Source organism: Chryseobacterium takakiae, from assembly GCF_900129385.1.
Lineage (GTDB): Bacteria > Bacteroidota > Bacteroidia > Flavobacteriales > Weeksellaceae > Chryseobacterium > Chryseobacterium takakiae.
In genome coordinates, this window is record NZ_FQVO01000010.1 from 70,931 (window position 1) to 96,594 (window position 25,664).

At 36.8% G+C, this 25,664-nt stretch carries 26 protein-coding genes; 14 read left to right on the top strand and 12 right to left on the bottom strand.

The genetic code is table 11. The features are described from left to right. Positions 1-64 precede the first annotated feature (64 nt). The 6 genes from BUA76_RS13410 (at position 65) to BUA76_RS13435 (ending at position 5,458) form a co-directional block, all read left to right on the top strand. Positions 65-667 (top strand): 1-acyl-sn-glycerol-3-phosphate acyltransferase, encoded by a 603-nt coding sequence (locus BUA76_RS13410; protein ID WP_072885308.1) that lies wholly within the window; start codon positions 65-67, stop codon positions 665-667. 113 nt (positions 668-780) lie between these two features. Beyond that, positions 781-1,215, top strand: coding sequence for a PaaI family thioesterase (locus tag BUA76_RS13415; protein ID WP_072885309.1), 435 nt, complete (start codon positions 781-783; stop codon positions 1,213-1,215). Positions 1,216-1,302: 87 nt separating this feature from the next. Then, positions 1,303-2,340 carry a hypothetical protein gene (locus BUA76_RS13420; protein WP_072885310.1) on the top strand — a complete coding sequence of 346 codons (1,038 nt, stop codon included), beginning with the start codon at positions 1,303-1,305 and terminating at the stop codon, positions 2,338-2,340. A 112-nt stretch (positions 2,341-2,452) separates the two neighbouring features. After that, positions 2,453-3,556, top strand: coding sequence for an RNA polymerase sigma factor (locus tag BUA76_RS13425; RefSeq protein WP_072885311.1), 1,104 nt, complete (start codon positions 2,453-2,455; stop codon positions 3,554-3,556). Between the two features lie 11 nt (positions 3,557-3,567). After that, complete coding sequence (locus BUA76_RS13430; protein WP_072885312.1) at positions 3,568-4,464, top strand: outer membrane beta-barrel protein; 897 nt, start codon at positions 3,568-3,570, stop codon at positions 4,462-4,464. A gap of 19 nt (positions 4,465-4,483) precedes the next feature. Beyond that, the gene (locus BUA76_RS13435; protein WP_072885420.1) at positions 4,484-5,458 is read left to right on the top strand and encodes a chorismate-binding protein; all 975 of its coding nucleotides are present in this window, start codon (positions 4,484-4,486) and stop codon (positions 5,456-5,458) included. A gap of 84 nt (positions 5,459-5,542) precedes the next feature. Here BUA76_RS13435 and BUA76_RS13440 read toward each other — a convergent pair whose 3' ends face one another. From BUA76_RS13440 to BUA76_RS13485, 10 genes are all read right to left on the bottom strand, one after another. After that, on the bottom strand, positions 5,543-5,737 hold the full coding sequence (locus BUA76_RS13440; protein ID WP_072885313.1) for a hypothetical protein: 195 nt from the start codon (positions 5,735-5,737) through the stop codon (positions 5,543-5,545). Between the two features lie 5 nt (positions 5,738-5,742). After that, a complete protein-coding gene (locus BUA76_RS13445; RefSeq protein WP_072885314.1) occupies positions 5,743-6,345 on the bottom strand; it encodes a MarC family protein in 603 nt (200 codons plus the stop codon). Between the two features lie 44 nt (positions 6,346-6,389). Then, the gene (locus BUA76_RS13450) at positions 6,390-8,132 is read right to left on the bottom strand and encodes a BatD family protein (RefSeq protein ID WP_072885315.1); all 1,743 of its coding nucleotides are present in this window, start codon (positions 8,130-8,132) and stop codon (positions 6,390-6,392) included. Next, positions 8,132-8,848, bottom strand: coding sequence for a tetratricopeptide repeat protein (locus BUA76_RS13455; protein WP_317041297.1), 717 nt, complete (start codon positions 8,846-8,848; stop codon positions 8,132-8,134). The genes BUA76_RS13450 and BUA76_RS13455 overlap by 1 nt, the downstream gene beginning before the upstream one ends. A gap of 117 nt (positions 8,849-8,965) precedes the next feature. After that, on the bottom strand, positions 8,966-9,973 hold the full coding sequence (locus tag BUA76_RS13460) for a vWA domain-containing protein (RefSeq protein WP_072885317.1): 1,008 nt from the start codon (positions 9,971-9,973) through the stop codon (positions 8,966-8,968). Then, positions 9,973-10,965, bottom strand: a complete 993-nt coding sequence (locus BUA76_RS13465) for a VWA domain-containing protein (RefSeq protein WP_072885318.1) — start codon at positions 10,963-10,965, stop codon at positions 9,973-9,975. The genes BUA76_RS13460 and BUA76_RS13465 overlap by 1 nt, the downstream gene beginning before the upstream one ends. Beyond that, positions 10,958-11,854, bottom strand: a complete 897-nt coding sequence (locus BUA76_RS13470; RefSeq protein WP_394332945.1) for a BatD family protein — start codon at positions 11,852-11,854, stop codon at positions 10,958-10,960. The genes BUA76_RS13465 and BUA76_RS13470 overlap by 8 nt, the downstream gene beginning before the upstream one ends. 67 nt (positions 11,855-11,921) lie before the next feature. Next, on the bottom strand, positions 11,922-12,785 hold the full coding sequence (locus tag BUA76_RS13475) for a DUF58 domain-containing protein (protein WP_072885320.1): 864 nt from the start codon (positions 12,783-12,785) through the stop codon (positions 11,922-11,924). Between the two features lie 80 nt (positions 12,786-12,865). Continuing rightward, positions 12,866-13,321, bottom strand: coding sequence for a GNAT family N-acetyltransferase (locus BUA76_RS13480; protein ID WP_072885321.1), 456 nt, complete (start codon positions 13,319-13,321; stop codon positions 12,866-12,868). Beyond that, complete coding sequence (locus BUA76_RS13485; RefSeq protein ID WP_072885322.1) at positions 13,321-14,325, bottom strand: AAA family ATPase; 1,005 nt, start codon at positions 14,323-14,325, stop codon at positions 13,321-13,323. The genes BUA76_RS13480 and BUA76_RS13485 overlap by 1 nt, the downstream gene beginning before the upstream one ends. A 251-nt stretch (positions 14,326-14,576) precedes the next feature. Here BUA76_RS13485 and BUA76_RS13490 point away from each other — a divergent pair, with 251 nt between their 5' ends. From BUA76_RS13490 to BUA76_RS13520, 7 genes are all read left to right on the top strand, one after another. Next, positions 14,577-15,050: a DinB family protein gene (locus BUA76_RS13490; protein WP_072885323.1), complete on the top strand. Its 474-nt coding sequence runs from the start codon at positions 14,577-14,579 to the stop codon at positions 15,048-15,050. A 94-nt stretch (positions 15,051-15,144) separates the two neighbouring features. Beyond that, entirely contained in the window at positions 15,145-15,903 is a 759-nt protein-coding gene (gene rlmB / locus BUA76_RS13495; protein WP_072885324.1) for a 23S rRNA (guanosine(2251)-2'-O)-methyltransferase RlmB, read from the top strand. Between the two features lie 37 nt (positions 15,904-15,940). Then, positions 15,941-16,993, top strand: coding sequence for a DUF6263 family protein (locus BUA76_RS13500; protein WP_072885325.1), 1,053 nt, complete (start codon positions 15,941-15,943; stop codon positions 16,991-16,993). An 84-nt stretch (positions 16,994-17,077) separates the two neighbouring features. Next, positions 17,078-17,317: a hypothetical protein gene (locus tag BUA76_RS13505; protein ID WP_072885326.1), complete on the top strand. Its 240-nt coding sequence runs from the start codon at positions 17,078-17,080 to the stop codon at positions 17,315-17,317. Between the two features lie 10 nt (positions 17,318-17,327). Continuing rightward, positions 17,328-19,868: a YfhO family protein gene (locus BUA76_RS13510; protein WP_072885327.1), complete on the top strand. Its 2,541-nt coding sequence runs from the start codon at positions 17,328-17,330 to the stop codon at positions 19,866-19,868. Positions 19,869-19,940: 72 nt separating this feature from the next. Then, positions 19,941-20,246 (top strand): GIY-YIG nuclease family protein, encoded by a 306-nt coding sequence (locus tag BUA76_RS13515; RefSeq protein ID WP_072885328.1) that lies wholly within the window; start codon positions 19,941-19,943, stop codon positions 20,244-20,246. A gap of 57 nt (positions 20,247-20,303) precedes the next feature. Next, positions 20,304-21,614 carry a glycosyltransferase family protein gene (locus BUA76_RS13520; RefSeq protein WP_072885329.1) on the top strand — a complete coding sequence of 437 codons (1,311 nt, stop codon included), beginning with the start codon at positions 20,304-20,306 and terminating at the stop codon, positions 21,612-21,614. A gap of 152 nt (positions 21,615-21,766) precedes the next feature. On the opposite strand, the gene BUA76_RS13525 is transcribed toward BUA76_RS13520, so the two are convergent. Continuing rightward, positions 21,767-22,411: a hypothetical protein gene (locus BUA76_RS13525; RefSeq protein WP_072885330.1), complete on the bottom strand. Its 645-nt coding sequence runs from the start codon at positions 22,409-22,411 to the stop codon at positions 21,767-21,769. Between the two features lie 163 nt (positions 22,412-22,574). Between BUA76_RS13525 and BUA76_RS13530 the strand changes: the two genes are divergently transcribed. Beyond that, positions 22,575-23,537 carry a YpdA family putative bacillithiol disulfide reductase gene (locus tag BUA76_RS13530; protein ID WP_072885331.1) on the top strand — a complete coding sequence of 321 codons (963 nt, stop codon included), beginning with the start codon at positions 22,575-22,577 and terminating at the stop codon, positions 23,535-23,537. 58 nt (positions 23,538-23,595) lie between these two features. Here BUA76_RS13530 and BUA76_RS13535 read toward each other — a convergent pair whose 3' ends face one another. Further along, on the bottom strand, positions 23,596-25,626 hold the full coding sequence (locus BUA76_RS13535; protein ID WP_072885332.1) for a TonB-dependent receptor: 2,031 nt from the start codon (positions 25,624-25,626) through the stop codon (positions 23,596-23,598). Positions 25,627-25,664 lie beyond the last annotated feature (38 nt).

A 25,664-nucleotide genomic window follows, 5' to 3' on the forward strand; every position in this document is an offset into this window, starting at 1 on the left:
TATTTCAATATATTTGTAAAGTATAACCACTTTGGTTATACTTTTTTGTTTTTAATTGAGATATATGAGAAAGCTTTTTGGCAAAATACTATTAAAATTAATGGGCTGGAAGGTCGTCCTGCAGGGCGATTTAAACAACCTTAACCGTTGTATTCTTGTGGTGGCACCCCATACCCATAACATGGAATATATTTTGGGAAACCTGGCTTATTGGTCTCTTGAAAAGCCATTGAAAGTAATCATTAAAGATGCCCATACCAAAGCCTGGTACGGAAGCGTAGTAAAAGGTCTCGGCGGTATCGGCATCGACAGAAAACAGAAAAATGACCTTGTGAATTTTGTGGCCGGACAATTTGCCAAAGACGATTTCAGCCTGGTGATTACCCCTGAAGGAACAAGAAGCTGGGTTCCGAAATGGAGAAAAGGCTTCTACCATATGGCACTAGCGGCAAAAGTTCCGATCGTTCTTGCTGCCGGAGATTTTAAACGTAAAATTATTTATCTCGGCTATACCATTCCTTACGAAAGAATAGCCTCGGTTCCGTTTTCCGAAATTATGGAGGAAATCCAGCAATATTATATTAAAAACGATATTGTACCCAAAGTTCCCGCAAACTGGAACCCGAATATTATGGGAAATGATTCGGAGGGGAGAGGGGAGATGTAAGAAGTTAGAAGTTAGAAGTTAACAAAATTATTGATTGTTATTAACATATTGTTCAGATTCACAATTCACAATATAAACCAATCATCATTCATCAATCATCATTTATAGCAAACATGTATCTTAAAGATAAAAACAAGGAAGATTTATTACAATTCATCAACGGTTGGGGCGGAGAAACATTTGCCAAAACTTTAGATATTAAATTTACCGATATCGACGTTGAAAATGAAACCTTAACAGCAACAATGCCTGTTCTTCCCAGAATTCATCAGCCTTTCGGGATTATGCACGGCGGTGCAAGCTGCGTTCTGGCAGAGACCATGGGTTCAAGCCTGTCTAATATTTTTATTGACGGCGAAAAATATTTCGGAGTGGGAACCAATATCAATACCAACCATTTACGAAGCAAAAAAGACGGAATGGTAACCGCTGTAGCAAGATTTATCCGGAAAGGAAAAACAATGCATGTTTCCGAAATCGAAATAAGGGATGAAAAAGGCCAGCTCATCAGTCACACTACTATGACGAATACCATTATCAACAGATAAATTTTCTGAAGCTCAAAAAAATTGAGCTTTTTTTATTTTTTACTGCAACCTTTTTGGAATGCTGCATCTTATAAGAAATAAATAACCATGAAAACTTTCATTTTGTCTTTTTTATTTTTAGTAACTTTTGTTGTTTCATGCCAACATGATGGTATAGATGCGTTAGAAAGTAAGGTAAATCCAGTTGATGTCTATGTTGCCGGTATTGAGAATAATAAAGCTTGCTACTGGAAAAATAATCAGCAAACCTATCTTTCATCAGGTGATGACATTACACCGACTGATATCTTCCTTGATAATAATAATATTTATATCATTGGGTATGGTCAAAATGATTATTTTAAAGAATACTTCTGGAAAAATAACATCCGATATAGTTTCAGACAGTATCTTAATGTTCCATCAAATGTATACTTAAGAATAGCTGATTTTACTGTCGTAAATAATGACATTTATTTCTGTGGAATTATCGAAAATCCCTCTCCGGCAACACCCAATGAAAAATACGAATACTGCTATTGGAAAAATGGCGTAAAAACTATACTCAATACTACTGCTGATATTACTTTTGGATATATTAACAATATTATTTCAATGTCTATATACAATTCCCAAGTTTATACTACAGGAAGAAAAATCATTAATAATGTGCCCTACGAAGGCTATTATGAAGGCACTACCTTTCACCCGATTATTACAATAGAAGATGAATACTATGATTCAATTGGTAATTTAACTTCGAATGCCAATAATTTATATATTGCTATTCGTAAAAATACAGTAGTATATTATAGAAATCTTCTGACTGGAGTCGATACTCAGCCCAACCAAACAATTCCATCCAGCCTTCTTCCTTTAATAAGGCTTGACGGTAACGACCTCTATCTTTTACAATATCAAAGTTACTTCAAGAACGGGAATTATTATTCTATAAACATAGATCCACAATTTGAATTGTGCTACGATATGTTTATTTTAGATCAGAATATCTATTCAGTAAGAGCAGTTGATTCTCAGAATAGAGGAGGAAAAATTTATATCAATAATGTTGAAACTTTTTACCTCCCGCATGCTCCACAGGGCACTAAACAAATTTTAAAAGCTATTTTTGCTGTACAAAACTAATTGTTTGAATCTTTAGAACACTTTTTAAATTGTTTTCTGCTACAACCTTTTCAAAAGTCTGCATCATTTCAGAAATTAACAACTATGAATACTTCAATTTAATTATTATTTAATGCAAGAAAACTGGCAAAAAATTTATATCAATTACTCCCCAAAACTTTTGGGGATTTGCCGCAGATATATACAGGATATTTATACTGCAGAGGATATTGTGCACGATAGTTTCATTACGGCCATCCAGAAAAACGATCAGCTGAATGATGAAAAAGCCTTATTTGCCTGGCTAAAAAAAATTGTCGTCAACAATGCCCTTCAGCATATCCGTAAGCACAGCAAAGATACCTTTATCTCTACAGAACCATCAGAAATTCCAGATACCTCATCAGAAATGGACCATCCTATTTTGGAAGATAAAAATATCTTCATCTACGATTTTACCAATGAAGAACTGCTGTCGTCCATCGACAGTCTTCCTCCTCACCATAAATCTGTTTTCAATTTGTACTTTATTGAAAATCATTCACATGCTGAAATTTCCGGATTATTGGGAATTACGGTTAATACCTCGAAGTCCCATCTTTTAAGAGCTAAGAAATCAATACAAAACTATTTGCTGAATAATTGTGTAAATCAACATACGCCGAAAAACAAAATAGCACAGGTTCTTGTTATTTTCGGGCTTGGAGGATTGCTTTGGGCGCAGACTTTCCAAAGTAAATTTGCAGATTTTAAAATAGCATCTTCCAGAAAACTTCAGATTCCTTCAGATATAAAAACCGGCAGCGTAATGATCTCTTCTTCAAACAGATCTTTACAAAATAAAACGGTAATAGGATTTACTTTTCTTCTTATCATCATAACTTCTTTGTTTTTAGTAAATCGAAAAACAAATGTACCATTTAAAAACCCCACAGTTTCAGCTAATGGCTCCGGCAATACTTCTAAAGAGATAGATGAAATCCCTGTACAAAATGAAAATCCCGGCCTTGCAGATGAAGGATCTGTAAAACCGTCAGTTCAAAATACATTTGATGATATAGAATCTGAACCCACAGAGCATTCTTCACAAAAACAACATAGGAATGATGAGAAAATCAGGATAATCTCTAAAAGCATAAAGAATGTAATCAACAGAGATTCTCTTGATGAGACTCCACAAAAAGTAATTGTTGTGAAAAAAGTAATCAGTAGAGACACCATATTTATTGAAAAGTAAACAAATCGGCCATGATTTTCAAAAAGATTCTTTTTCTTTTACTTATATTATTGATTAGCTTTTTCCATTCACAAAAACGAAAGAAAGTAGATACCGTTTATGTGTATGAAAAGGTTGTCGTTTACGATACGATTTACCTTCTTAAACCGGTACGCCTTACACCCAATGGACCCCTGTTTTCGGAACCTAAAGTAGAAGAGAAGTTTTTCGTTCGTAATATTTATAAGGAAGAACTGGAAAAGCAGCGTGCAAAAAACAGAATCAGAAAACAAAGATCCGGGATCTTCGAATACGGAATTGAGGGAGGATTGGGAATAAAAAACAGTAGCTGGATAAAAGCCATTTCTACAGAAAGAGCACAGTTTGGAGAAAATTTCAATATCTGGATTTCAAAAAAAATCTTTTCACCACAAATCTATTTACTGCTTTCCGCCGGAATCTGGCACTGGAATTCAACATTTGATCTTGACGCCAATCAAGATGATACTATTCTCAACGGATTCTATTTTACACGCGATGGCCAGCCTTTATTATTTCAAAAATTCAACAACAAGCATTTTGAATATTCAGCTCAGCTAAAATTTTTATATGAATGGAAAAACATCCGTCCGTTTGCAGGAATTTTATTGAACCATAACACCTATAAAATGCAGTTTTTAGTCCCTGAAAACAATATTCTGAGCAAAATGGACGATTTTAAAAGCGACCAGACCAATTTCGGCTTTATTTTGGGAGTCCAGTACAGACTTATGAGAAAGGTATATTTATCCTTAGAATATCAGCAATACAATATGAAAAATCTTTCCTTAAAAAACAGCACGTTTGATTTTGACATTTTTAAGACGAATAATACCTTTGCAGAACGAAAAATCAACTTTGGAATTTCCTATGTTATTTCCGGACGCTGATCTTAGAAAGATACTATCAATGATTTATTTTAAACTTCCATTCGACGAAAATCTATATTCGACAAATAACAACAACGATGAAACCCATATTGTTTTTCATCCTTTTGATGGATTTGAAACAGTTGTACATCCTGGAAAAATCATACAAATAAAATCTGAAGAAACAGATCTCACTCAACTTATAAGCAGTACTCTTCCAAAAGACAGCAATCAATTCATTCCGGAAACAAAAGATGAATATCTTAAAAACCTCGCAGATGTGATTGACGTGATCAAGGAAAACAAGCTTCCGAAACTGGTGTATTCAAGGAGAAAGATTATAACAGATTTTCACAAAATTGATCTTTCAAAAAGCTTTAAAAATCTTTGTGATTCTTATCCGAATGCATTCCGGTATATTTTTATTGATGAAAAAAATGCCTGGATGGGAGCTTTCTCTGAGGTGTTAGGCAAATTCAATAAAAAGACATACGACTTTGAAACGATGAGCCTAGCCGGAACGCTTCCTGTTTCGGAAAGCTGGTCTGAAAAGGAAATTGAAGAGCAGAAACCCGTTACGGAATACATTAGAAATATTCTGAAAAATTATTCTGATGATATTGAAGAATCTGCAACCTATGATCATGTCTCAGGAAATATAAAACATCTCCGTACCGATTTCAAAGCCATGATTCAGCCGGAAAATCTTGACAGCATTATTCAACATATGCATCCGACTCCGGCAGTCTGCGGTATTCCCAAAGACTTTTGTAAAGAGAAAATCCGGGAACTGGAAAAATTTCCCCGGGAATTGTACGCAGGCTATATTAAAATTGAAACGGAAGAAAACATCTTTTACTTTGTCAATCTTCGATGCTGCAAGCTTTATCAGGATGCTGTGCATATTTTTGCAGGGGGAGGAATTACCGCTAAGAGCAGCCCTGAAAAAGAATGGCACGAAACAGAGCTAAAATCTGAAGCGATTCTGAAAAATCTCGTAATTATAACAGAATAGATTCACTCCTTACTTTAGCTTCAATTATTCATAAAAAAACCTCTTTCAGCAAAGAAAGAGGTCCTATAGATATTAAATAAATTTTTACTTTTTAACGCCTACTTTACTCCATGTGTTCATTACAAAAAGTAAAATAATACCAATAAACGCTGAAGCAGCTGAAAATACAAACTTCAGGTTATCTTCTGACAATAAATCAGTCTGCCAATCCAGCGCATACAGATTAATTGCGATGAACACTAGAAATACTACTAAAAATACTTTATAAAACTTCTGCATGATTCTTAAAAATTAATATATGTTTTTACCAATTCGGCAAAATTTGCGGTAAATAATTTAATTGAAATTGCCAACAGGATAATTCCGAAAACTTTCTGCAGGATTGCCAGTGTGGCATCTCCTATTTTCTTCTCCAGCCAGTTTGCAGATTTCAGCACCAAATATACGAAAATTGTATTGAGAATGATCCCGAAAATAATATTAATATCGTGAAATTCAGCTTTAAGAGATAAAGTGGTGGTTAAAGTTCCGGCTCCTGCTACCAAAGGAAAAGCAATGGGAACAATAGATGCAGACCTTGCTTCGGAAGTTTTGTTAATTTCAATCCCCAGAATCATTTCCAGTGCAATGATAAAAATCACGAAAGCTCCGGCAATAGCAAATGAATTTACATCAACCCCGATAAATTTCAGGATCTTATTTCCTACGAAAAGGAAAACAAGCATAATCAGACCCGCGGTAATAGTAGCTCTTTCGGCTTCAATCTTGCCGAATTTCTGCTGAAGACTTACAATAATAGGAACAGATCCTATGATATCAATCACAGCAAAAAGCACCATAAAACAGGTAACGATTTCTTTAATAGAAAAATCATTGAAAATCTCCATGCCTTTACAATTATTAATTTCGCAAAAATATGAAAATAAATTAACTATTTGCTAATTTGAGAATATAAATTCACAATAGAATTTAAGAGAATATCCATTCCCTCCGAAGATTTTACAGGGGCATACTTTTCAATCTGTATTTTCTGAGTAAGACTTCTGTATTCTTCGGCAACTGCAGCACCTTTATAGTTTTCAAGGAAGCCGGCAAAATCTTGTGCGGAGCTTTGGAAATATTGATTTCGGACTTCAGAATCCAGTTCTTCAAACGTTTGAAAAAACTTCTCATAATCTTCTTTATCCTTGAGATTTTCCAAATAACTAAAGTAATCATTTACATCTGTTCTCAGCTGTTCTCTGATTTCTTTCTCTGTTTCAGCTATCGTTCCTAAAGGTTTTACAGGCTCAACTGCCTTCTGCATCCGGCGTTTTTTCTGCCAGTTTTTAAATATAAGATAAGCAATAAACAGTGCAATTAATATAGCAATATTGATGAAAAGAATATTCCAGTGCAGCCTGCTTTTCTCTTTAACTTTAAAAGATGTTGTTTTAAGAACAGGTGTATTAACCGTCTCCAGGAAAGTATTGGTATATTCATTTACTTTTTCAACTGTAGTACGAGACTCCAGAATTTGATCATGTGAAAATGCATTGACAGTAAGTACTTCCTGCCCAAGATCAACATATTCTTTTTTAGACGGATCAAAAAAAGAAAAGTTTTCTGTTTTAATAGAAATTCCTCCTGCTTTTTTAGGGATAACAAGATAATTGGCAAGGATCTCACCTTTCATTCCTGTAGTTTCCGTTTTTACGTTGGAGGTAATTTTAGGAGCAAATACTTCATAATCCGGCGATTCGGCAAGCTTTGGAAGTTCCATATTTTTCAGATTACCTTCGCCGCTTACTTTTACCAGGACGTTAATCGGCTTTTTTACCTCTGCTTTTTCCTTTGAAACATTAGAAATACTCACCTTAAAATTTCCTACGGCATTTTTAAAAGATTCGGGAGAACCTTCAGGAAGTTTTTTAACATTGATTTTAACTTTATTGGAAACAATTTTGTTTTTTCCCGCAAAAGTACTCACTGAAGCAGAAGCTCCCGGCACTTCTACAAACCCGGATTCATTAGGGAAAATCAAAAAGATGGCCAGTACCTGAGACGACATGTTTCCGTAGTCTGACGGATCAATTTCAGATTTTGCAAAACTTACCGGATAGACATCCAGGTCATGATCTTTGGGAAGGCGGATATTCTTTATCTTTCTCAGATTATCCATATTCCTGGAATATACTTTCAGCACAGCAATGGTAGGCTCATCCTGATATACCTCGCGATCTTCCACTTCCATATTCAGGTAAACTTCTTTTGAGGTATTGACAGCCACGGAAGCTTTTTTATCAACATCTTTAATAAGAATATCGAAAGGTTCGGTTTTATAAATCTTATTGTTGATGGTGATCAGAAATGAACCGATTTTTACTTTTCCTTTTTGTTTTGGCTCTAAAGCAAGCCTTGTAACAGACTGAGAAATCACGGTATTGGTTTCCGGATCCATAAAGCCATTCGTAATAGAACCTGTCCCAATAAGATTGAATTTTGAAAAATCCGGAAGTCTCAGCTTAGTTTGCTGGCTGTTGTATTCACTGCCTTCAATTTCCAGTACGATCGTGAGATTGATAACATCTCTTGCGGTGTAGGTGGTTTTATCGGAAGTTACACTAAGATTTACCTGTCCATAAGAAATTACGGATAATAAAAGGAATATTATGTAGGTAAGTCTGCTCTGCATCACCAATCTTTCTCGTTGCTTTCGGGCATCGAATAAGAATTTTTATTTAAAATTCTTCTGGCGGTTTCTTTCTCTTTATCGCTTACTTTATTGAGTATCTGATTTTCAAGTCCTTTCGGAATTTTTCCTTCATTGTCAGGTTTTTGATCAGGATTATCACCCTGTCCTTTTCCCTGATTCTGCTGCCCTTGTCCCTGATCTTTTTGATCTTTGGAACCTTTTTGATCATCATTTTTCTGCTGGTTATCACCACCGCCTCCTTTGCCGGAGTTATTTTGTTGTTGTTTTTTCTGCTGGTTTTCTTTTTCCTTCAGTTTGGCTATTTCGTAATTCTTTCTTGTAGCCTCGCTGTAAGGATTTTGTTTCAGAGATTGTTTATAAAATTCTGCTGCCTTTTCAGGCTGTTTCATCTGCATATAAGCATTTCCGAGATTGTGTAGCGCCGCAGCTTTATCAGAAATGGTCTGAGAAAGCCGCTGAGCTTTTTCAAATTCCGCTTTTGCCTCTTCGTATTTTTTACTTTTATAAAGGGCATTACCTAAATTATAGTGGGCTGTAAAATCTTTCTCATTCGTTTTTATGGCTTCCATATATTTTGCAGACGCCGCATCATAATCTTTACCGTTAAATTTTTCATTGCCTTCATACACCAGTGTACGATAGTTTTTTTGCCCGAAAAGCAGTCCCGAGCTCAATAAGGCAGTAATAAACGACAAAAAAAAGATTTTAGTATTCATCAAATGCAAAATTATTCCTTTATATGTTAATAAACAGCGCCTTATTTGTTAAAATTGGGTTAAAGTAGGCGTTTGAATGAAGATTAGTTTTTCCGTTTATACATTAAAATCTCTTTTCGGATTAAACATGTATATCAAGAAGAAGAAAAATATAGAAACTGCCAGAAAATATTGATAATAATGATTAGCATTCTGCGATTTTACCATAGTTTCAGAAGATCCCGTTTTCTTTTTCAAAGCGTCGATGATCTGATCGGGAGCTTCATTGATATTATTTCCGTCAATATAGGTTCCCCCCGTAGACTCAGCCATTTTTTTCAAAGCTTCGGTTTGTCTTTTGGAAATAACTGTTTGTCCGGACATATCTGCTTTGTACCCCATCAGCTGTCCAAAAGCATACTCAGGAACCGGAGCTCCTTCATCTGAACCAATTCCTACGGAAGTAATCATGATTCCTTCTTTTTTAGCCAGCCTAATCGCAGCATCTTCATTTCCTTCATTATCTTCCCCGTCACTGAGTAAAACGACCTTCCGGGCATCTTTATTTACATTTTTAAATTTCTGAACGGCGACTTTCATCCCATTAAGAAAATCGGTTCCCTGGATCTGCATTGAATTAGTCTCAATAGCGCCCACATAGGTTTCTGCTGAAGTATAATCTGTTGTTAAAGGCATAATGGAGGTAGCCTGGCCCGCAAACATTACAATTCCCACTTTATCACTTTTCATCCGCTGCATGGTCTGGATGATAAGATTTTTTGCTTCTGTCAAGCGGCTCGGATCTATATCTTCCGCATTCATTGAATTGGAGACATCCAGCATAAAGATCACATTATTCAGTTTCTGGTTGGTCTTGATTTCTTCAGAACCATTTAGAAGATCAATGATTGAGAAAATAAGAAAAAGTGTTCCCAATAGATATAAAGCAGGAAAAAACTTTGTGAAACCTGTAGGCTTTTCAAAAAGCTGCTGATGAAAACGACTATCCGCAAAGAGTTCCCTTTTTTTCTTTTTCCATTTTAAATAACGGACCAGAAAAACGGCTAACAGCGGCAAAAGCAGCAGCAACAACAAACACCAATAATTCCCTAAATACCAATCCATTAACTTAAAATTTTATACAATACCCATCTTAACAAGGCATCCAGAAACAACATTCCCAAGGCAATCCACAGGAAGATTTTAAAATACTCCTGATAATTGAATAATTTAGCCACTTTCACATCAGATTTTTCCAGCTGATTAATTTCGTCGTACACTTCTTCAAGACTTGTATTTGATGTTGCCCTGAAATATTTTCCTCCCGTCATCTGGGCAACTTCTTTTAAAACAGGTTCATCAATTTTCACTTCTGTTTCGGTAAAAACAAGATCTCCGAAAATATCAATCTGTGTTGGCATCAGTGCATATCCATTTGTTCCGATTCCGATGGTGTAGACTTTTATATTGTTATTTTTTGCCAGTTCAGCAGCGATAGCAGGAGGCATTGCATTTTCAATGGTATTAACTCCATCCGTCATCAAAATAATGATTTTGCTTTTGGCTTTACTATTTTTGAGATGATTTACCGCTACGGAAAGTCCTTCTCCGATGGCCGTTCCAGGCTCCAGTTCCTGAAGATTAAGATTCTGCAGCTCATCAATAACCACCTGATGATCAGAAGTCACCGGAACTTTTGTAAATGCCTCTCCAGAATAATTAACCAGCCCGATTCTGTCATTCGGACGTTTCTGAACAAATTTAACGGCGATATCTTTTAGAGCTGTAATACGGTCCGGAGTAAGGTCTTTTGTGAGCATACTCAGAGAAACATCAACAGAAAGCATAATGTCTATTCCTTTTGTATCGTCGCGGTCCTGAGATATGGTAAACGTTCTCGGCCTTGCCATGGCAATAATTAACGCAGAAAGAATAATGTACTTTGAAATTTTCAGCAAAAACATGACAAACCGGATTCCTCCGCTTTCCCCCATATTGTTGACGGTAGGAACTTTAATTCCTTTTCTCCTCTGGCTGCTGACATCGCGGATCAGAATGGGAATCAACAGCAGGAAAAGCAGCAGAAACCAGGGACTGTAAAACTCAAAATCAAACATCTTTTCTCAAATTTTCAAATTCCAAATCTTTTGATGAGCGCTTTACAAATTCTCTGATATCAGCAAGGTCTTTCTCCATTGTTTCTTTATCCGGGAATGTTTTTGCAAACTTTACAAGATCCCCTCTTACGAACACCTCTTCCACCACCCTTTCATTTTCCTGAGAAATGGTATTGTTTTTCTTCATGAGGTCTACCAGATCATCCGTTAATAAAACATCTGCCGGCAAATGGTATTGTTTTACGATAAATTTTCTTGAAATGTCAATCAGCTCTACATAAAACGAACGGTAGTTCCCGGTTTCCACATATTTTTTCTTCTGAAGGGAATCAAGCTCTTTAAGGGTTTGATTAGTGGCTACCACCGGTGAATCTTTTCGTTTCCTTCCATATTTCACGAACATAATTATGGTGATAATCAGGGCGATAACTGCAATAGCTGCCAGAATATAAAACTTATACAGCTCCCAGTAATCGGTAGCTTCAAGCTTTACTTCCTTATTATTCATGATATCATTGATCTGATCATCTTTCTGAGCAGTATTGATGACATCAATTTCATACGGAATCGTTTTAAGGATCTTTCCTCCGACTTTGAACTCCAGCTCAGGAATGGTGAATTTCCCTTCTTCAAAAACGGCAAATTCTATTCTTCTGTAGTAGATATCCTGCGTCTGCGAAATACTGTCTTTCACTTCCTCAAAATGAAAAGGCAGCAGTTCGTTTTCCGGGGCTGCAGAAACTTTTTCGTCATTAAGGTTATTGATGGTCACAATAATATGATCCACCTCTCCGAGCGCAATGGTTTTCTTTTCCACACTCGAAGAAAGAATCTGCGAAAAAGCGTTTGCACAGAGTAAAAAACAAAATATAAATAATAATTTTTTCAATTTCAATTAATCATTCAAAGTTTAAAGCTAAAATTCAGAGTTAATAACTGATTTCTATCTTCTAAATTTATTTCTTCTGAAAATAATTGTACAGCAATTTCGAATAATCGGAACCTGTATCAATATTCAGAAAACTGGCCGAGCTATTGGCAAAATCATCTTCCAGCGCTCTCAGTTTCTGCTTCTGAGCTTCTGCAAAATTATACCTCCATCTTGCATTGGATGTATTAGCCCATATCTGTTTCCCGGTTTCAGCATCATATAATAAAGTATATCCCACATCCGGAATTTCATTATCTTTTTCATCAAAAATCCTCATTCCTAACAGCTGATGTTTTTTAGAGGTCGCTTTCAGCATTTTAGAATCATATTCATCTTCAAAATCTGAAAACATAAAAACGAGAGATTTCCTTTTAAAAATTCCCATCATATATTCCAGGGCCTTATCAATTTGGGCCGTCGCCGGAACATAATCTGCTGTAAGAATCGTACTGATGATGGAAAGAATATGTTTTCTGCCTTTCTGTGGCGGAATTACCTTGTACACTTTATCGGCAAACAATATCAAGCCTACTTTATCATTATTTCCGGCTGCCGAAAACCCCAGGCTTGCCGCAATTTCCGCAACATACTCGCGTTTCAGCTGGTTTTTGGTTCCATAATCCATTGAGGCGGAAATATCTACTAAAAGCATCATGGTGAGTTCTCTCTCCTCCTCCATTACTTTCACAAAGGGTTCACGGAATCGGGCGGTTTTGTTCCAGTCGATCCTTCGGATTTCATCTCCGAACTGATAAGGGCGCACTTCCGAGAAAGTCATCCCCTGCCCTTTAAAAGCACTGTGATATTGCCCCATCAAAGTAGCTTCCGTCTTCTTTCGGGTACGGATTTCTATTTGTTTGACTTTTTTTACAATATCTTTTATCTGCATCTTCTCAGTTTGAGAGTTTTAGTGTTTGAGTATTTTCTGAGTTTTTACAAACTTCCATCATCACGCTTCCAGCCGACATTCTAATTAAATTCAATAGACACATTAAACCATTCATCATCAAATTTCGGGCTGTATTTTTTATAGAAATTAATCGCAGGTTCATTCCAATTAAGTACCTGAAAAACCATTCCGCTGTACTGTTCAGACTTGCCGTATTCCATGGTCGCTTCAAACAATTTCTTCCCAACCTGTTTTCCCCTGCATGTTTCGGTCACTACCAGATCTTCAAGATACAATCTTCTTCCTTTCCAGGTAGAATAGCGGTCATAATACAGTGAAATTCCGATTATTTCAGCATTATATTCAGCCACAAAAGCACCCCAGACAGGAGATTTCCCAAATCCGTCTTCGATGAACTGATCTAATGTTAAGGTTACTTCATGCAATGCCTTTTCATAAGCTGCAAGCTCTTTAATGAGTTCCAGCATGGGACCGCAATCTTCCTGAACCGCTTTTCTAATGATCACTTCATCCATTACGGAGCCTGAATTTTCGTTAAAATTCTGTTGACGATTTCTTCTGATGAAATTTCTTCTGCCTCCGCTTCAAAAGTGAGGCCGATTCTGTGTCTCAGAACGTCTTTTGCTAAAGATTTTACATCTTCAGGAATGACAAAGGCTCTTCCTTTAAGGAACGCATACGCTCTTGAAGCAATGGCTAAATTGATTGATGCTCTTGGAGACGCTCCGAAACTGATGTAATTCTTAAGTTCGGAAAGACCGTAATTTTCAGGAAAACGGGTTGCAAAAACCATATCCAGAATATATTTTTCTATTTTTTCATCAAGGTAAATTTGGTTGATTAATTCCTTTGCAGCAACAATATGTTCAAGTGAAATAACCGGTTTTACCGAAGGCTGATGCGATGTTGATACCATTCTCATCACCATTCGCTCATCTTCAAATTTAGGATAATCAATCGTACATTTCAGCATGAAACGGTCGCTTTGCGCTTCCGGCAGAAGATAAGTTCCTTCCTGGTCGATTGGGTTTTGTGTTGCCAATACCAAAAACGGTTTTGGAAGTTTCATGGTTTCATCACCAATAGTTACCTGCTTTTCCTGCATTACTTCTAAAAGTGCCGACTGTACTTTTGCAGGAGCACGGTTGATCTCATCCGCAAGTACAAAATTGGCAAAAACAGGACCTCGTTTTATCGAAAAATCGTTTTCTTTAATATTGTAAATCATGGTTCCTACCACATCGGCAGGCAAAAGATCCGGGGTAAACTGAATTCTTGAGAACTCACCGTCAACAGCTTCTGCAAGTGTTTTTATAGCAAGTGTCTTTGCCAGTCCGGGAACCCCTTCCAAAAGGACGTGGCCGTTTCCCAGAAGTCCTACCAAAAGGCGGTCTATCATATATTCCTGGCCGATGATCACTTTATTGATTTCTTCGCGGAGGCGGGAAAAATAGAAGTTCGCCTCTTTCACCTGCTCGGTGAGCTGACGAATATCTTCTGCTTGATATGTATCTGACATAGTCTAATTTAAAATAATTTGTAAATTTCTAATAAATACTTGCATTAATCAACACAATCAGTGCCATTTTTGAGTTAAAGTTTGTTAAATATTCCGGCATCACTGCGATATTGAAAATAAATATAATCCTGATTCCTTCAATAATAAAAGATATTTTCATAAAAATATATAAATTTTAATTGAATCCTATGTCCAAAAATTGTCATTTCCAGTTTATTAAACTATTTTTGGTGATTAAAAATTTTTGCAAAATGAATTATCATTTTCAAGCCCACAGACAGGTACGGAAGAATCTTCTGGATATTTTACAGAACACTTCTCATGAAGATCTTTTGCTGATTCCGGACGGCTTCAACAACAATATTTACTGGAACATTGCGCATACGGTTGCCACCCAGCAACTTCTGCATTATTACCTCAGCGGTAATCCTTTCCGAATTGATAAATATTGGATTGAAACCTACAAAAAAGGAACGCTGCCCAACCTGAATGTTCAAAAGTCTGAAGTGGAAGATCTTGAGTTTTTACTAACGGAAACCTCAAAGATTTTAATGAGGGATTATGACAGTGATTTCTTTTCAGATTACACACCTTACACTACGAGTTTCGGAATGGATCTTAAAAGTATTCAGGATGCCATTATTTTCAATAATATGCATGAGAGCCTGCATTATGGCTATGCCATGGCACAGAAAAGGGCAATTTTAGGAGAAAAAGGAAGATAGTTAAAAGTGAATTAGTTTCACAGTGAATGGTGAATTTTAAACACCAACTAAGAAGCATATTGACAATTGACATTTCATAATTTAAAATATCAAAATGACAGATAAAAAAGACGATTTTATTTTCGGGCTTCGTCCCGTGATTGAAGCTATTGAAGCGGGAAAAACGATTGACAAGATCTTTGTGCAGAATGCATTGCAGGGTCCCATTTATGCTGAGCTTAAAGCTATTTTAGCCAAAAATAAAATCCGTCCCAATTATGTTCCGGTTGAAAAACTGAACCGGTTTACAAGAAAGAACCACCAGGGTGTGGTAGCTTTTATTTCAGACGTTCCGTTTCATAAAGTTGAGGATATTGTTCCACAATTATTTGAAGAAGGTAAAACTCCTTTCTTACTCATTTTAGACCGATTAACAGATGTCCGAAACTTCGGAGCCATCTGCAGAACCGCAGAATGTGTAGGGATTGATGCCGTGGTTATTCCTGAAAAAGGAGCTGCACCGATTAACTCCGATGCGATAAAAACCTCTGCCGGAGCCCTTTATAATGTTAAAATCTGCAAAGCACCAAATCTTGCGCATGTTGTGGATTTTCTTCAACAAAGCGGTATTTCTGTTTTTGCAGCCAGCGAAAAAGCAGAAAAGTTAATTTATGATGTTGATTTTACGGAGCCTTGTGCAGTGGTGATGGGGAATGAAGAAACAGGAATCTCAAAAGAAGTCCTTCATCATTCGGATGAAAAAATAAAATTACCGATAGAAGGAAAAACACAGTCACTGAATGTTTCCGTGGCCTGCGGTGCGATTCTGTATGAAGCGGTGAGACAGAAAATGACTGCCAAAGCAGGATTGTAGTATAATAAAGAAAGTAGTAAAATTTAAAAAAAATTCAATGAAAAATATAACAGCATTAGCGCTGATTTCAACAATAGCTTTAGTTTCTTGCAACAAAAAAGAAACGGCAAAAATCACTAAAATAGATCCTAAAACAGGAAAAACAATTACGGTGGAAGTTCCTGCCGATTCTGTAGCAAAAGTAGAAGAAAACCCTGCGATAAAAGATTCTGCGGGAATTTACAAGCAGACTTTTAAACTTGAAAAAGGGAAAACGTATCCTTTGACTACTTACCAAAGGGATACAAAAACCATGACCGACCCTACCGGAAAAACATTAAATGCAACCAGTGAGGCGACGGACGAGATGTCTTTCACGGTAAATGATATCAAAGGAAATGTGTATGATATTACATTGAACCTGATTTCAAAAAGAAATTCTCAGACGGCCCAGGGAAAAACAATTGTTGTCGACACCAAATTGCCGATTCCTAAGGAAGATGATCTGAAAATGATCTGGAATATCAACAGAGCGCTTACCGGGAATAAGCTGAATATGAAAATGGATACGAAAGGAAACGTTATTTCCATTACAGGTTTTGATGCGGTTTACAACAAGGTTGGCAACTCTGTAGGAACGATTGTAAAAGATAAAAATCAGAAAGAAAGCATTATTGAAAGTCTGAAAGAATCATTCAATGAAAAAGTTCTGAAAGACCAGTTCAATAAAAACCTTACCATCATTCCGAAAAAAGGAGTAAAAGTAGGAGAAAAATGGACCAACAGTGAAAATGCGGATGCACAGGGTAAAATAAAAGTTACCTCTAATTATCTATTAAAAAGTGTAGGAAATGGTATTGCAGAAATTGCAGTAACCGGAGGAATCCCTAAAAAAGTAGAAAAGCAGAACCAGGGTGAAGTAACGCACAGCTTAAGCAGTGAACTTAGCCAGAACGGAACCATAAAGTTTGATCAGAACACAGGATGGATCAGCAATCAGAACATTTCTGTAAAAACAACACAGATTGAAACTATTTCTAATGGAAAAGAATCACAATCCATGAAAAGCGTTTCCAATTCTTCTGTGATGGTAAATCCGTCTGCAAAATAAAAGTTTTAAATTCAAGGTTTAGGTTTAAAGTTTTCAAATCTGAGCACAAAATTTTAAACCCTGAACCAAAAACATTTAATTATTATGAAATATATTTTTGAGCTGGTATTGGCCGCCATTATTATTTTCTTTGTCTGGAATATTCTGAAAAGAATTTTCTTCAAAACTTTTTACAGTTACAGATTTAACAATAATAATCAAAATGATAAGCAGCAGGATATACGAAACTCAAATAAAAACAATATCAACTGGGATGCTGAAACCGTAGATTACGAAGAAGTAAAAGACAGTACTGATAAAGGTAATTCCGAAAACAAAAGATAATAACCATCACATGGCGAAAAATAAAAACTTGATTTATATTGCGATTTCTATAATTGCATTTATAGTTTTAGCATTTTTATATTCCACTCCTGTTTTTACGGGAAAACAGCTTTTTCAGCACGATATCGTACAGTATCGCGGAGGTGCAAAAGAACTCATCGATTACAGAGCCGACACCGGAAAAGAAACCTACTGGAGCGACTCCATGTTCGGAGGAATGCCTACCTACCAGATGGGAAGCCGTTTTACAGGGGACATTATTAAAAACATAGATTCCGCGCTTAACTTTTTCCCAAGGCCGGTTAATTATATTTTTATGCTTTTCGCCGGCTTTTTCCTTCTCGGAATGGTTGCCGTAAGAAACTGGAAATATGCATTACTGGGAGCCACATTCTTTGGGCTTTCCACTTATTTTTATATTGCTATTGCGGCAGGCCACAACGGTAAAATCAATACCATTGAATATTTCGCCCCGCTTCTGGCTGGGATTCTACTCGTCTACATCAGAAAACAATATATTTGGGGATTCATTGTCACTACCCTGTTTATGGGACTGCAGATTGCAGCCAACCACCCGCAGATGACGTATTATCTGTTCCTGGCGTTAGGATTTTTATTCCTGTCTGAATTAATCCGCGCCATTCAGAAGAAAACTCCGATGAAACATTTTCTGATTTCTTCAGGAATTATCGCTGCTTCATGCATGATCGGTGTGGGAATGAACTCCCAGAGAATCATGGCCAACTCCGAATATGTGAAAGAAACAGTTCGTGGAAAGCAGATCTTAACCAATGACAGTCACACAGGAGGAAATTCAGGAATGGATAAAGAAAGCATGCTGATGTGGAGCTACGGAAAGCTGGAAACCTTGAATCTTTTCATTCCAAGACTAATGGGCGGCGGAAGCCAGGAGCCGGAAGGAAAAGAAATGATGAACAGAGTTCAGGAGCTTGTTCAGGAAAATGTAGGTTCACAGGCTGAGATGGACAGGATTTCCAAAGGCTTCGGAAGTCTTACATATTGGGGCGACCAGCCCGGAACTTCAGGACCGGCTTATCAGGGTGCAATTGTCTGTTTTTTAGCGCTTTTAGGGTTTTTCTTTGCCTGGAAAAAATACCGCTACTGGATTCTCGGAGCAACGGTTCTGACGATATTTTTAGCATGGGGAAGCAATTTTATGGCGCTCTCCGACTTCTTTATTGATTTTGTGCCTTTTTATAATAAATTCAGGGCTCCTTCTTCTATTTTGGTAGTTGTAGAACTTTTATTTCCTTTAATTGCCATTATCGGATTGTACAGATTCTTCAAAGACAGTGAATTAACTACAGAATACAAGCAAAAAATCCTTCTTTATGTAGGAGGCGGAACGCTGGGTTTTGTATTAATTTTATTGATCTTCGGGAAATCCTTATTAGGGTTCCATACCGAAAACGAAAAAACATACCTCCCTCCTTTTCTGCTCGATTATCTGACGGAAGAACGCTTTAAATTATTCAGGATTGATGCTCTTAAAGCATTCATCTATGTTGCGATTGCTGCCGGTGTTTTATTTATGGTTTTAAAGCAGAAACTCAATCAGAATATTGCTTTGGTAATCATCGGTGTTGTAAGTTTATTCGATCTATGGACTGTAAATAAGCGTTATCTGAATGACGATAATTATGTTGATAAAATTTTTGCGGAAAACCCTTTCCAGACCGAAAGTTCAGATCTTATGGCCGAAAAAGTTCAGGGAAATCCGAATCTGGAACCGATCTTAGCGAACGTAAATGTCAACAAAACACTGGAAACCATTGCTGAAAAAGACAAAACGCATTACAGAGTTTTCAATAATATTTTAGGAACCTTCAGCGAAACAAATACTTCTTATTTCAAATCTTCCATCGGTGGTTACCACGCAGTAAAACTGAGAAGATATGATGATGTGATTAATGAATATTTTCAGATCATGGATTCAGTAAAAGTGCCTAATATCCTGAATCTCTTAAATGCAAAATATTTGGTTTTAGGCGGCCCGGAACAACCACAGGCCATTCCGAATCCTAAAGCCAACGGAAACGCATGGTTTGTGAGCGATCTTAAATTTGTAGAGTCCCCCAATCAGGAAATCAAATCCATCGGGGTAATTGACAGTAAAAAAACAGCCGTTATTGCTTCTTCGGACAAAAAATATTTTGATGGAAAAGTGGTTCAGCCGGATGCTACAGCTTTTATTAATTTAACGAAATACCAACCCAATGAACTGGAATTCAAATCTCAGTCGAAAACACCGCAGCTAGCCGTATTTTCAGAGATTTATTATCCTCACGGCTGGAAATTCTTTATTGATGAAAAAGAAGTTCCTTATATAAAAGCAGATTATCTTCTTCGTGCAGTGCATGTTCCCGCAGGAAACCACAATATCAGAATGGTCTTTGAACCGGAAGTGATTGAAAAAGGAAAATGGATTTCATTGATTTGCTTCGGATTATTTATTCTTTTGAGTGGAGCCGGAATTTATTTTATTTACCGCAAAAAAGGGAAAGGAGAAGTTCTAATAAAGGAAGAATAAAGCAATTGTCATTCTGAACGAAGCAAAGCGAAGTGAAGAATCTCAAAAATATAAATACAGCAAAACACAAAAATGAAAACCTTAGGAACTCACAATTATTACGTCTATATACTGACAAATAAGTATAAAACCGTATTGTATACTGGAGTTACTAATGATTTGAAGAAAAGATTATACTGGCATCAGAATCCGGAAGCCATAGATAAAAACTTTACATTCAGATACAAATGTTTCTTTTTGATATATTTTGAACTCTTCGCAGATATTGATACTGCCATTGCAAGAGAAAAGCAAATTAAAGGTTGGATTAGAAGTAAAAAAGATAATCTGATTAATGAATTTAATCCAAAATGGAAATTTCTTAATGACGAAATTTAATGAGATTCTTCATTGCGTTTCACTTCATTCAGAATGACAGAGGAGAAATTATAGTTAATGGAACAAAAAAAAATACTCATCATCACCTATTACTGGCCGCCAGCGGGAGGACCCGGCGTTCAGAGGTGGCTGAAGTTTGCGAAATACCTCCCCGAATTCGGATGGAAACCGGTGATCTATACCCCGGAAAATCCGAGCTATCCGTTGCTGGATGAAAGTTTAATAAAAGATGTTCCGAAAGATATAGAAATTGTAAAAACAAAAATATGGGAACCATATCAGCTCGCCGAAAAGCTTAACAAAAGTAACAAAAAATTCAAGGCAGGGCAATTTGATGTGGGCAAAAACCAGAGCTGGAAGTCCAGGCTTTCAATTTGGGTAAGAGGCAATTTTTTTATTCCAGATGCGAGAGTTTTCTGGGTGAAGCCTTCCGTAAAATTTCTGGAAAATTATTTAAAAGAGAATAAAATAGAAGTGGTGGTAACTTCAGGTCCGCCGCATTCCCTGCATCTGATTGGATTAAACCTGAAAAAACAGCTACCGCACCTGAAATGGATTGCCGATTTCAGGGATCCGTGGACGGAAATTTCCTATTATAAGCATCTGAAATTAACTAAAAATTCCGACAGAAAGCACCGGAAACTGGAAAGTGAAGTTTTCAGAAATGCTGATATTACTTTGGCAACAAGCTATACCGATGCAGAAAATTTCAGAAGAAATGGAGCCAATTCATTTTGTATCACCAACGGATTTGATGAAAGTGACTCTCAAAAAACAACATACTCAAACACTCAAACACCCAAACACTCAAACACTCCAACTTTTACCTTAAGTTATATCGGAGTGCTCGAACAGCTGAGAAATCCAGAAAATCTCTGGAAAGCACTCGACGAGCTGGTACAACAACATCCTGATTTTGCTGAAACTTTTGTCTTAAAATTTGCGGGAAGAATTGATGACAAAATCTTAGCGGATATAGAACATTCAAGCTTAAAAAATCACATCCTGAATCTTGGCTATTTGTCACATGACAAAGCCATTGAAGAGATGCAGACTTCGGATATATTACTGATTACTAATTTTCCAAATGAATCTTCCAAAGGGATTATTCCGGGGAAAATTTTTGAATATCTCGCAACCGGAAAACAGATCATTTCTTTTGGGCCGGATGATGCAGATGTTTCGAGGATTTTAAATGAAACTCATGCAGGAAAGCATTTCAGCTATAATGAATCTGATACAATTAAAGATTTTATTTTGGAGAAATTCATACTGTGGCAGAACAGCAATTTAGTAGAAAACACAAAAAATATCGAGCAGTTTTCCAGAAGGAATCTTACCCGGAAACTGGCTGAGATTTTGGAATGAGGTTAAATGCTTAAGGCTAAGATTAAGGTTGAGGCTAAAGCATGCTTATTTTGATAATAAGGCTTAGACAGGCTCAGCCTGACAATGCATAAAAAACAGTTAGTGTTAGTAATGTCACAGTGAGCCTGTATAAGTGCTTTAACATATAACTTTTAAATCGTCCACTGATCATTTATTACCGCTACCAGATAATATTTGCCCTGAGACTGTTCAAAAACAAGGCGAAGACATTTCCAGTCAATTCCGGAACTGGCTTCGGATCCTTTGATGAAATTTTCTGTGAAATCGGCGTTAGGATAGATCTTTTTTAAATTATTCAGCGAGTTTCCACTGCCCTGAAATTCATTTAATGAAACCTGGCCCGCCGCAAAATCTTTTGAATACACCCAATTTTCCAGATACTCATTAATCGTGGCTTTATACAGATCACCGCTTCCGTCCAGCGTTCCCCAGGTAAAAACTGTTTTTGTAGGTAGATATTTTTCGAAATCTGCTCTTGAAAACTTCTTGTCCTGTTCGGGATTTACAAATGCATACATTGAAAACCGCACTCCTTTTTCAGGATGAATATATACTGCGAAGCTTTTATAGTTTTTATCTTTCAATGACTGAATAATGGCTTCATTCAGTTTCTTAAGAGTTTCTTGCTTGCTTAAAGGTGCAATGGCTGCGTTTGTCTTTTTTGTACTATCAGTTGCCTGGGCTGACGAATCTTTATGATCGTTTACAAATTTTTCAGGATTCTTGGTACAGGCTACTGCCGTGAAGATAATGATCGAAAAAAGTAATTTTTTCATGATTTAAAATGTCTTTCCTTAATTCACCAAAAATAATACCACATTTCCAAAAGAAAATAACATTTTTACCTGGCAAATTGGAAGAGATGAGCATTATCAGAAGTATTGGTTTTAACAAGCTGTCAAAAGGCGTTACCTGATTCGTTTTTTGTAATTTTGTGAAATGGAAACGTTGGATCTTCTTATCATCGGGGGCGGACCGATCGGTCTAAACTGCGCTCTGGAAGCACAGAAAAATAATTTAAGCTATCTTATCATCGAAAAAGGCACCATTGTCAATTCATTGTACAATTATCCTTTGTATATGCGTTTCTTTTCTACAGCAGAAAAACTTGAAATTGATGGGATTCCATTCATTTCCACCGCTCCGAAACCCGGAAGACAAGAAGCTTTGGAATATTACCAGGGAATTGCAAGACAACGGAATATCAATATCAAACTTTATGAAAAGGTAGAGAAAGTTTCCAGGGAAGATGATCTGTTTGAAATTAAGACGACTAAAGGAAAATATAGTGCAAAAAATGTAATCATATCAACCGGTTTCTACGATATTCCGAATATGATGAATATTCCGGGAGAAAATCTGGATAAAGTAAAACATTATTACACGGAGCCTTATCCTTATGCAAAACAGAAAATTGTTGTGGTGGGATCCAGCAATTCGGCGGTGGATGCTGCTTTGGAAACGTACCGGAAAGGAGCAGAAGTGACAATGATTATCCGACACTCTGAGATTTCTAAAAGTGTGAAATATTGGGTAAAACCGGATATTGAAAACAGAATTGAGGAAGGCAGCATCAGCGCCCATTTTAATTCGGAGCTTCTCGAGATTAAGGAGAAAACCGTTACTTTTAAGAATGAAAAAGGAGGGATTCATGAAATTGAAAATGATTTTGTTTTGGCCATGACGGGTTACCTTCCCGATTTTGATTTCTTAAAAAATTCAGGAATTGAATTACAGGGAGACTGCCTCAATCCTTTCTATAATAGCGAAACGATGGAAACTAATGTTAAAAATCTCTATCTTGCCGGCGTTGTCTGCGGAGGAAAAGATACCCATTTGTGGTTTATTGAAAATTCCAGAATTCATGCGGAAATGATTATCCGGCATATTCTATCCAAGTAATTCACTAAAAAAGCCTTTAAAAATTGTGCAGATTTTCTGACTTAAAACGCCTGTATAACTAAAAATTAACCTTTACTCCGAAAATAAAATTTCTTTTAGCCGCCGGATTGTAATATCGGTTTCCGAAAGCATTGATATCAAAACCCGAAACATAATCTTCGTTGTACAGATTCTGGATCTGCAGAAAGAGATTTAGTTTTGTTTTGTCAAGTTCTACAGGAAATCTAAATTGAATATTTCCCACGAGGCTTGGTTCCGACCAGACTGAATTGGCGTCATTCAGTGGTATTTTTGAGGTATAAAAATGGGAATAATCAACAGACAGTTTTTTAAGCAGGATAAAATTGATCAAACTGTTTACCGTTGTCCGGGGAACACCGGTGAGATCATTTCCGGAAAAATCACTGTCATTCTGCCGGTAATTTTCAAAGGTAAAGCGATAAAAGCTTCCGGAAAACCTGAATTTAAACCCGCTGAAAATATCATTTTTAAGGTTAAAACTTTTGGATTCCAGCAATACTTCCAGTCCTTTCTGAACGGTTGCTCCGGAGTTGACAAAAAATTCCTGTCCGGCCTCATTCTGTCTTCTTACAATAGCATCTTTCATCCTGAAATCGAAATAACTTCCTTCTACGAAAACTGCATTTCCGAATTGCTTGCGTATCCCAACTTCTTTATTCCATCCGTATTCAGGACGGAGTTCTGTATTAAACTGCTGATCAGATGTCCGGATTTCTTCGTTTGTCGGAGCGGAATTGCCTTTTCCTATCTTGGCTCGTACCGAAAATCCTTTTGCAAAAAGATAGTTGAGTCCAAAATTGGGCAGCCACTGATTATTAAACCGGGTTTTCCCCATTTCGTTGCGTGGAAAAAGCCTTTCCCATTCGTAAACATTTGAATTCAGGCTTAAAGAAATATCCGTGAAAAGTTTTTCATCAATATTCAGTTTTTGTGAAAGAAAATAAAATCCTGAAGTATTTTTAATCTTATCGAAATTTTGCGGATTTCCTTCTTTTCCTCTGTTGTTATCATAATTTTTAACGAAGATATCATTAATTCCGCCTTCAAAACCGAAGCGGTACGCCAGTGAAATATGCTCCCAGCTTCTTTCATAGTTCAGATGGGTCCGTAAGGCAAAATTTTTCTCAAACCGGTTCTCGAAATTGGTGATAAACGGATTTTCAAAGTCTACATAAGATCCCTGAATCATAATGAAATGGGAAAAATCCGGACTGAAATTATATTGATGGGAAACACCAGCCAATATCATTTTATTTCGAATTCCTGCATCCTGATCTTTTGCTCCCGGGAGTGTTTTGGTTGAAGGTCTTGCCTGCTTTCTGTTGATCTGCATTTGCTCAAAAGTTAATCCGCCCGGAGTCTGGTAATCGAGATCAGCATATAACACCATTGCTTTCAGTATACCTCTTTGTGAATATTGAAAATGATCTTTCAGGAAGATCTGTTTTCGTATGACTTTGGATTGCTCGCGATAAGAATCTGTCTGATAATAATTCTGAAAAACCTCCACAAAATGTTTTCCCAATTGTCTGGAAAGATCAAAACTCTGGTTAAATGTTCCGTAGCTTCCCAATTCCAGATTAGCGGAAGTATTTTCTGAATCTAAGGTTTTCAACAATACGGTACCTCCTGTGACCGCTCCATAATCGCCACTTTCCGGGCCTTTATAAATTTCCATTTTTTTAATGAGTTCGGGAGAAATCACATTGAAATAGGTATTTCCTGAAGCATCGGAAAAGATAAAATCGTCAAGATAGACTTTTACATTCCGTACTCCAAACGGCGAACGAAGGGTGCTGCCGCGAAGAGAAATCCGATAACTTCCTGGAGACCGTTCTTCCATTCTTGCCCCGGCTGTCTGGTTGATGGATTCCAGCATTCTTTCGGGTGGATTCTGGTTCAGGAGATTTTGTGAAACCACAGAGACGGACTTTGTGGAAGAGATAAAAACTGCCGGTTTTTTATAGGCATCGATCTGCACTTCTGAGATCAGTTCTGCGGAATCTCTTTTTTGTGCTGACAGGAAAGCTGTAAAAATGGTGGGTAGAAGAAGGTAGATTTTTTTCATTGCGTAGGTGTAAGCAAAAATTGTTCTTTTCTGTCTAA

Coding starts and splice junctions, on each gene's coding strand:
- BUA76_RS13410 (WP_072885308.1), top strand. CDS start 65: ATGAGAAAGCTTTTTGGCAAAATACTATTAAAATTAATGGGCTGGAAG.
- BUA76_RS13415 (WP_072885309.1), top strand. CDS start 781: ATGTATCTTAAAGATAAAAACAAGGAAGATTTATTACAATTCATCAAC.
- BUA76_RS13420 (WP_072885310.1), top strand. CDS start 1,303: ATGAAAACTTTCATTTTGTCTTTTTTATTTTTAGTAACTTTTGTTGTT.
- BUA76_RS13425 (WP_072885311.1), top strand. CDS start 2,453: ATGCAAGAAAACTGGCAAAAAATTTATATCAATTACTCCCCAAAACTT.
- BUA76_RS13430 (WP_072885312.1), top strand. CDS start 3,568: ATGATTTTCAAAAAGATTCTTTTTCTTTTACTTATATTATTGATTAGC.
- BUA76_RS13435 (WP_072885420.1), top strand. CDS start 4,484: ATGATTTATTTTAAACTTCCATTCGACGAAAATCTATATTCGACAAAT.
- BUA76_RS13440 (WP_072885313.1), bottom strand. CDS start 5,737: ATGCAGAAGTTTTATAAAGTATTTTTAGTAGTATTTCTAGTGTTCATC.
- BUA76_RS13445 (WP_072885314.1), bottom strand. CDS start 6,345: ATGGAGATTTTCAATGATTTTTCTATTAAAGAAATCGTTACCTGTTTT.
- BUA76_RS13450 (WP_072885315.1), bottom strand. CDS start 8,132: ATGCAGAGCAGACTTACCTACATAATATTCCTTTTATTATCCGTAATT.
- BUA76_RS13460 (WP_072885317.1), bottom strand. CDS start 9,973: ATGGATTGGTATTTAGGGAATTATTGGTGTTTGTTGTTGCTGCTGCTT.
- BUA76_RS13465 (WP_072885318.1), bottom strand. CDS start 10,965: ATGTTTGATTTTGAGTTTTACAGTCCCTGGTTTCTGCTGCTTTTCCTG.
- BUA76_RS13475 (WP_072885320.1), bottom strand. CDS start 12,785: ATGCAGATAAAAGATATTGTAAAAAAAGTCAAACAAATAGAAATCCGT.
- BUA76_RS13480 (WP_072885321.1), bottom strand. CDS start 13,321: ATGGATGAAGTGATCATTAGAAAAGCGGTTCAGGAAGATTGCGGTCCC.
- BUA76_RS13485 (WP_072885322.1), bottom strand. CDS start 14,325: ATGTCAGATACATATCAAGCAGAAGATATTCGTCAGCTCACCGAGCAG.
- BUA76_RS13490 (WP_072885323.1), top strand. CDS start 14,577: ATGAATTATCATTTTCAAGCCCACAGACAGGTACGGAAGAATCTTCTG.
- rlmB (WP_072885324.1), top strand. CDS start 15,145: ATGACAGATAAAAAAGACGATTTTATTTTCGGGCTTCGTCCCGTGATT.
- BUA76_RS13500 (WP_072885325.1), top strand. CDS start 15,941: ATGAAAAATATAACAGCATTAGCGCTGATTTCAACAATAGCTTTAGTT.
- BUA76_RS13505 (WP_072885326.1), top strand. CDS start 17,078: ATGAAATATATTTTTGAGCTGGTATTGGCCGCCATTATTATTTTCTTT.
- BUA76_RS13510 (WP_072885327.1), top strand. CDS start 17,328: ATGGCGAAAAATAAAAACTTGATTTATATTGCGATTTCTATAATTGCA.
- BUA76_RS13515 (WP_072885328.1), top strand. CDS start 19,941: ATGAAAACCTTAGGAACTCACAATTATTACGTCTATATACTGACAAAT.
- BUA76_RS13520 (WP_072885329.1), top strand. CDS start 20,304: ATGGAACAAAAAAAAATACTCATCATCACCTATTACTGGCCGCCAGCG.
- BUA76_RS13525 (WP_072885330.1), bottom strand. CDS start 22,411: ATGAAAAAATTACTTTTTTCGATCATTATCTTCACGGCAGTAGCCTGT.
- BUA76_RS13530 (WP_072885331.1), top strand. CDS start 22,575: ATGGAAACGTTGGATCTTCTTATCATCGGGGGCGGACCGATCGGTCTA.
- BUA76_RS13535 (WP_072885332.1), bottom strand. CDS start 25,626: ATGAAAAAAATCTACCTTCTTCTACCCACCATTTTTACAGCTTTCCTG.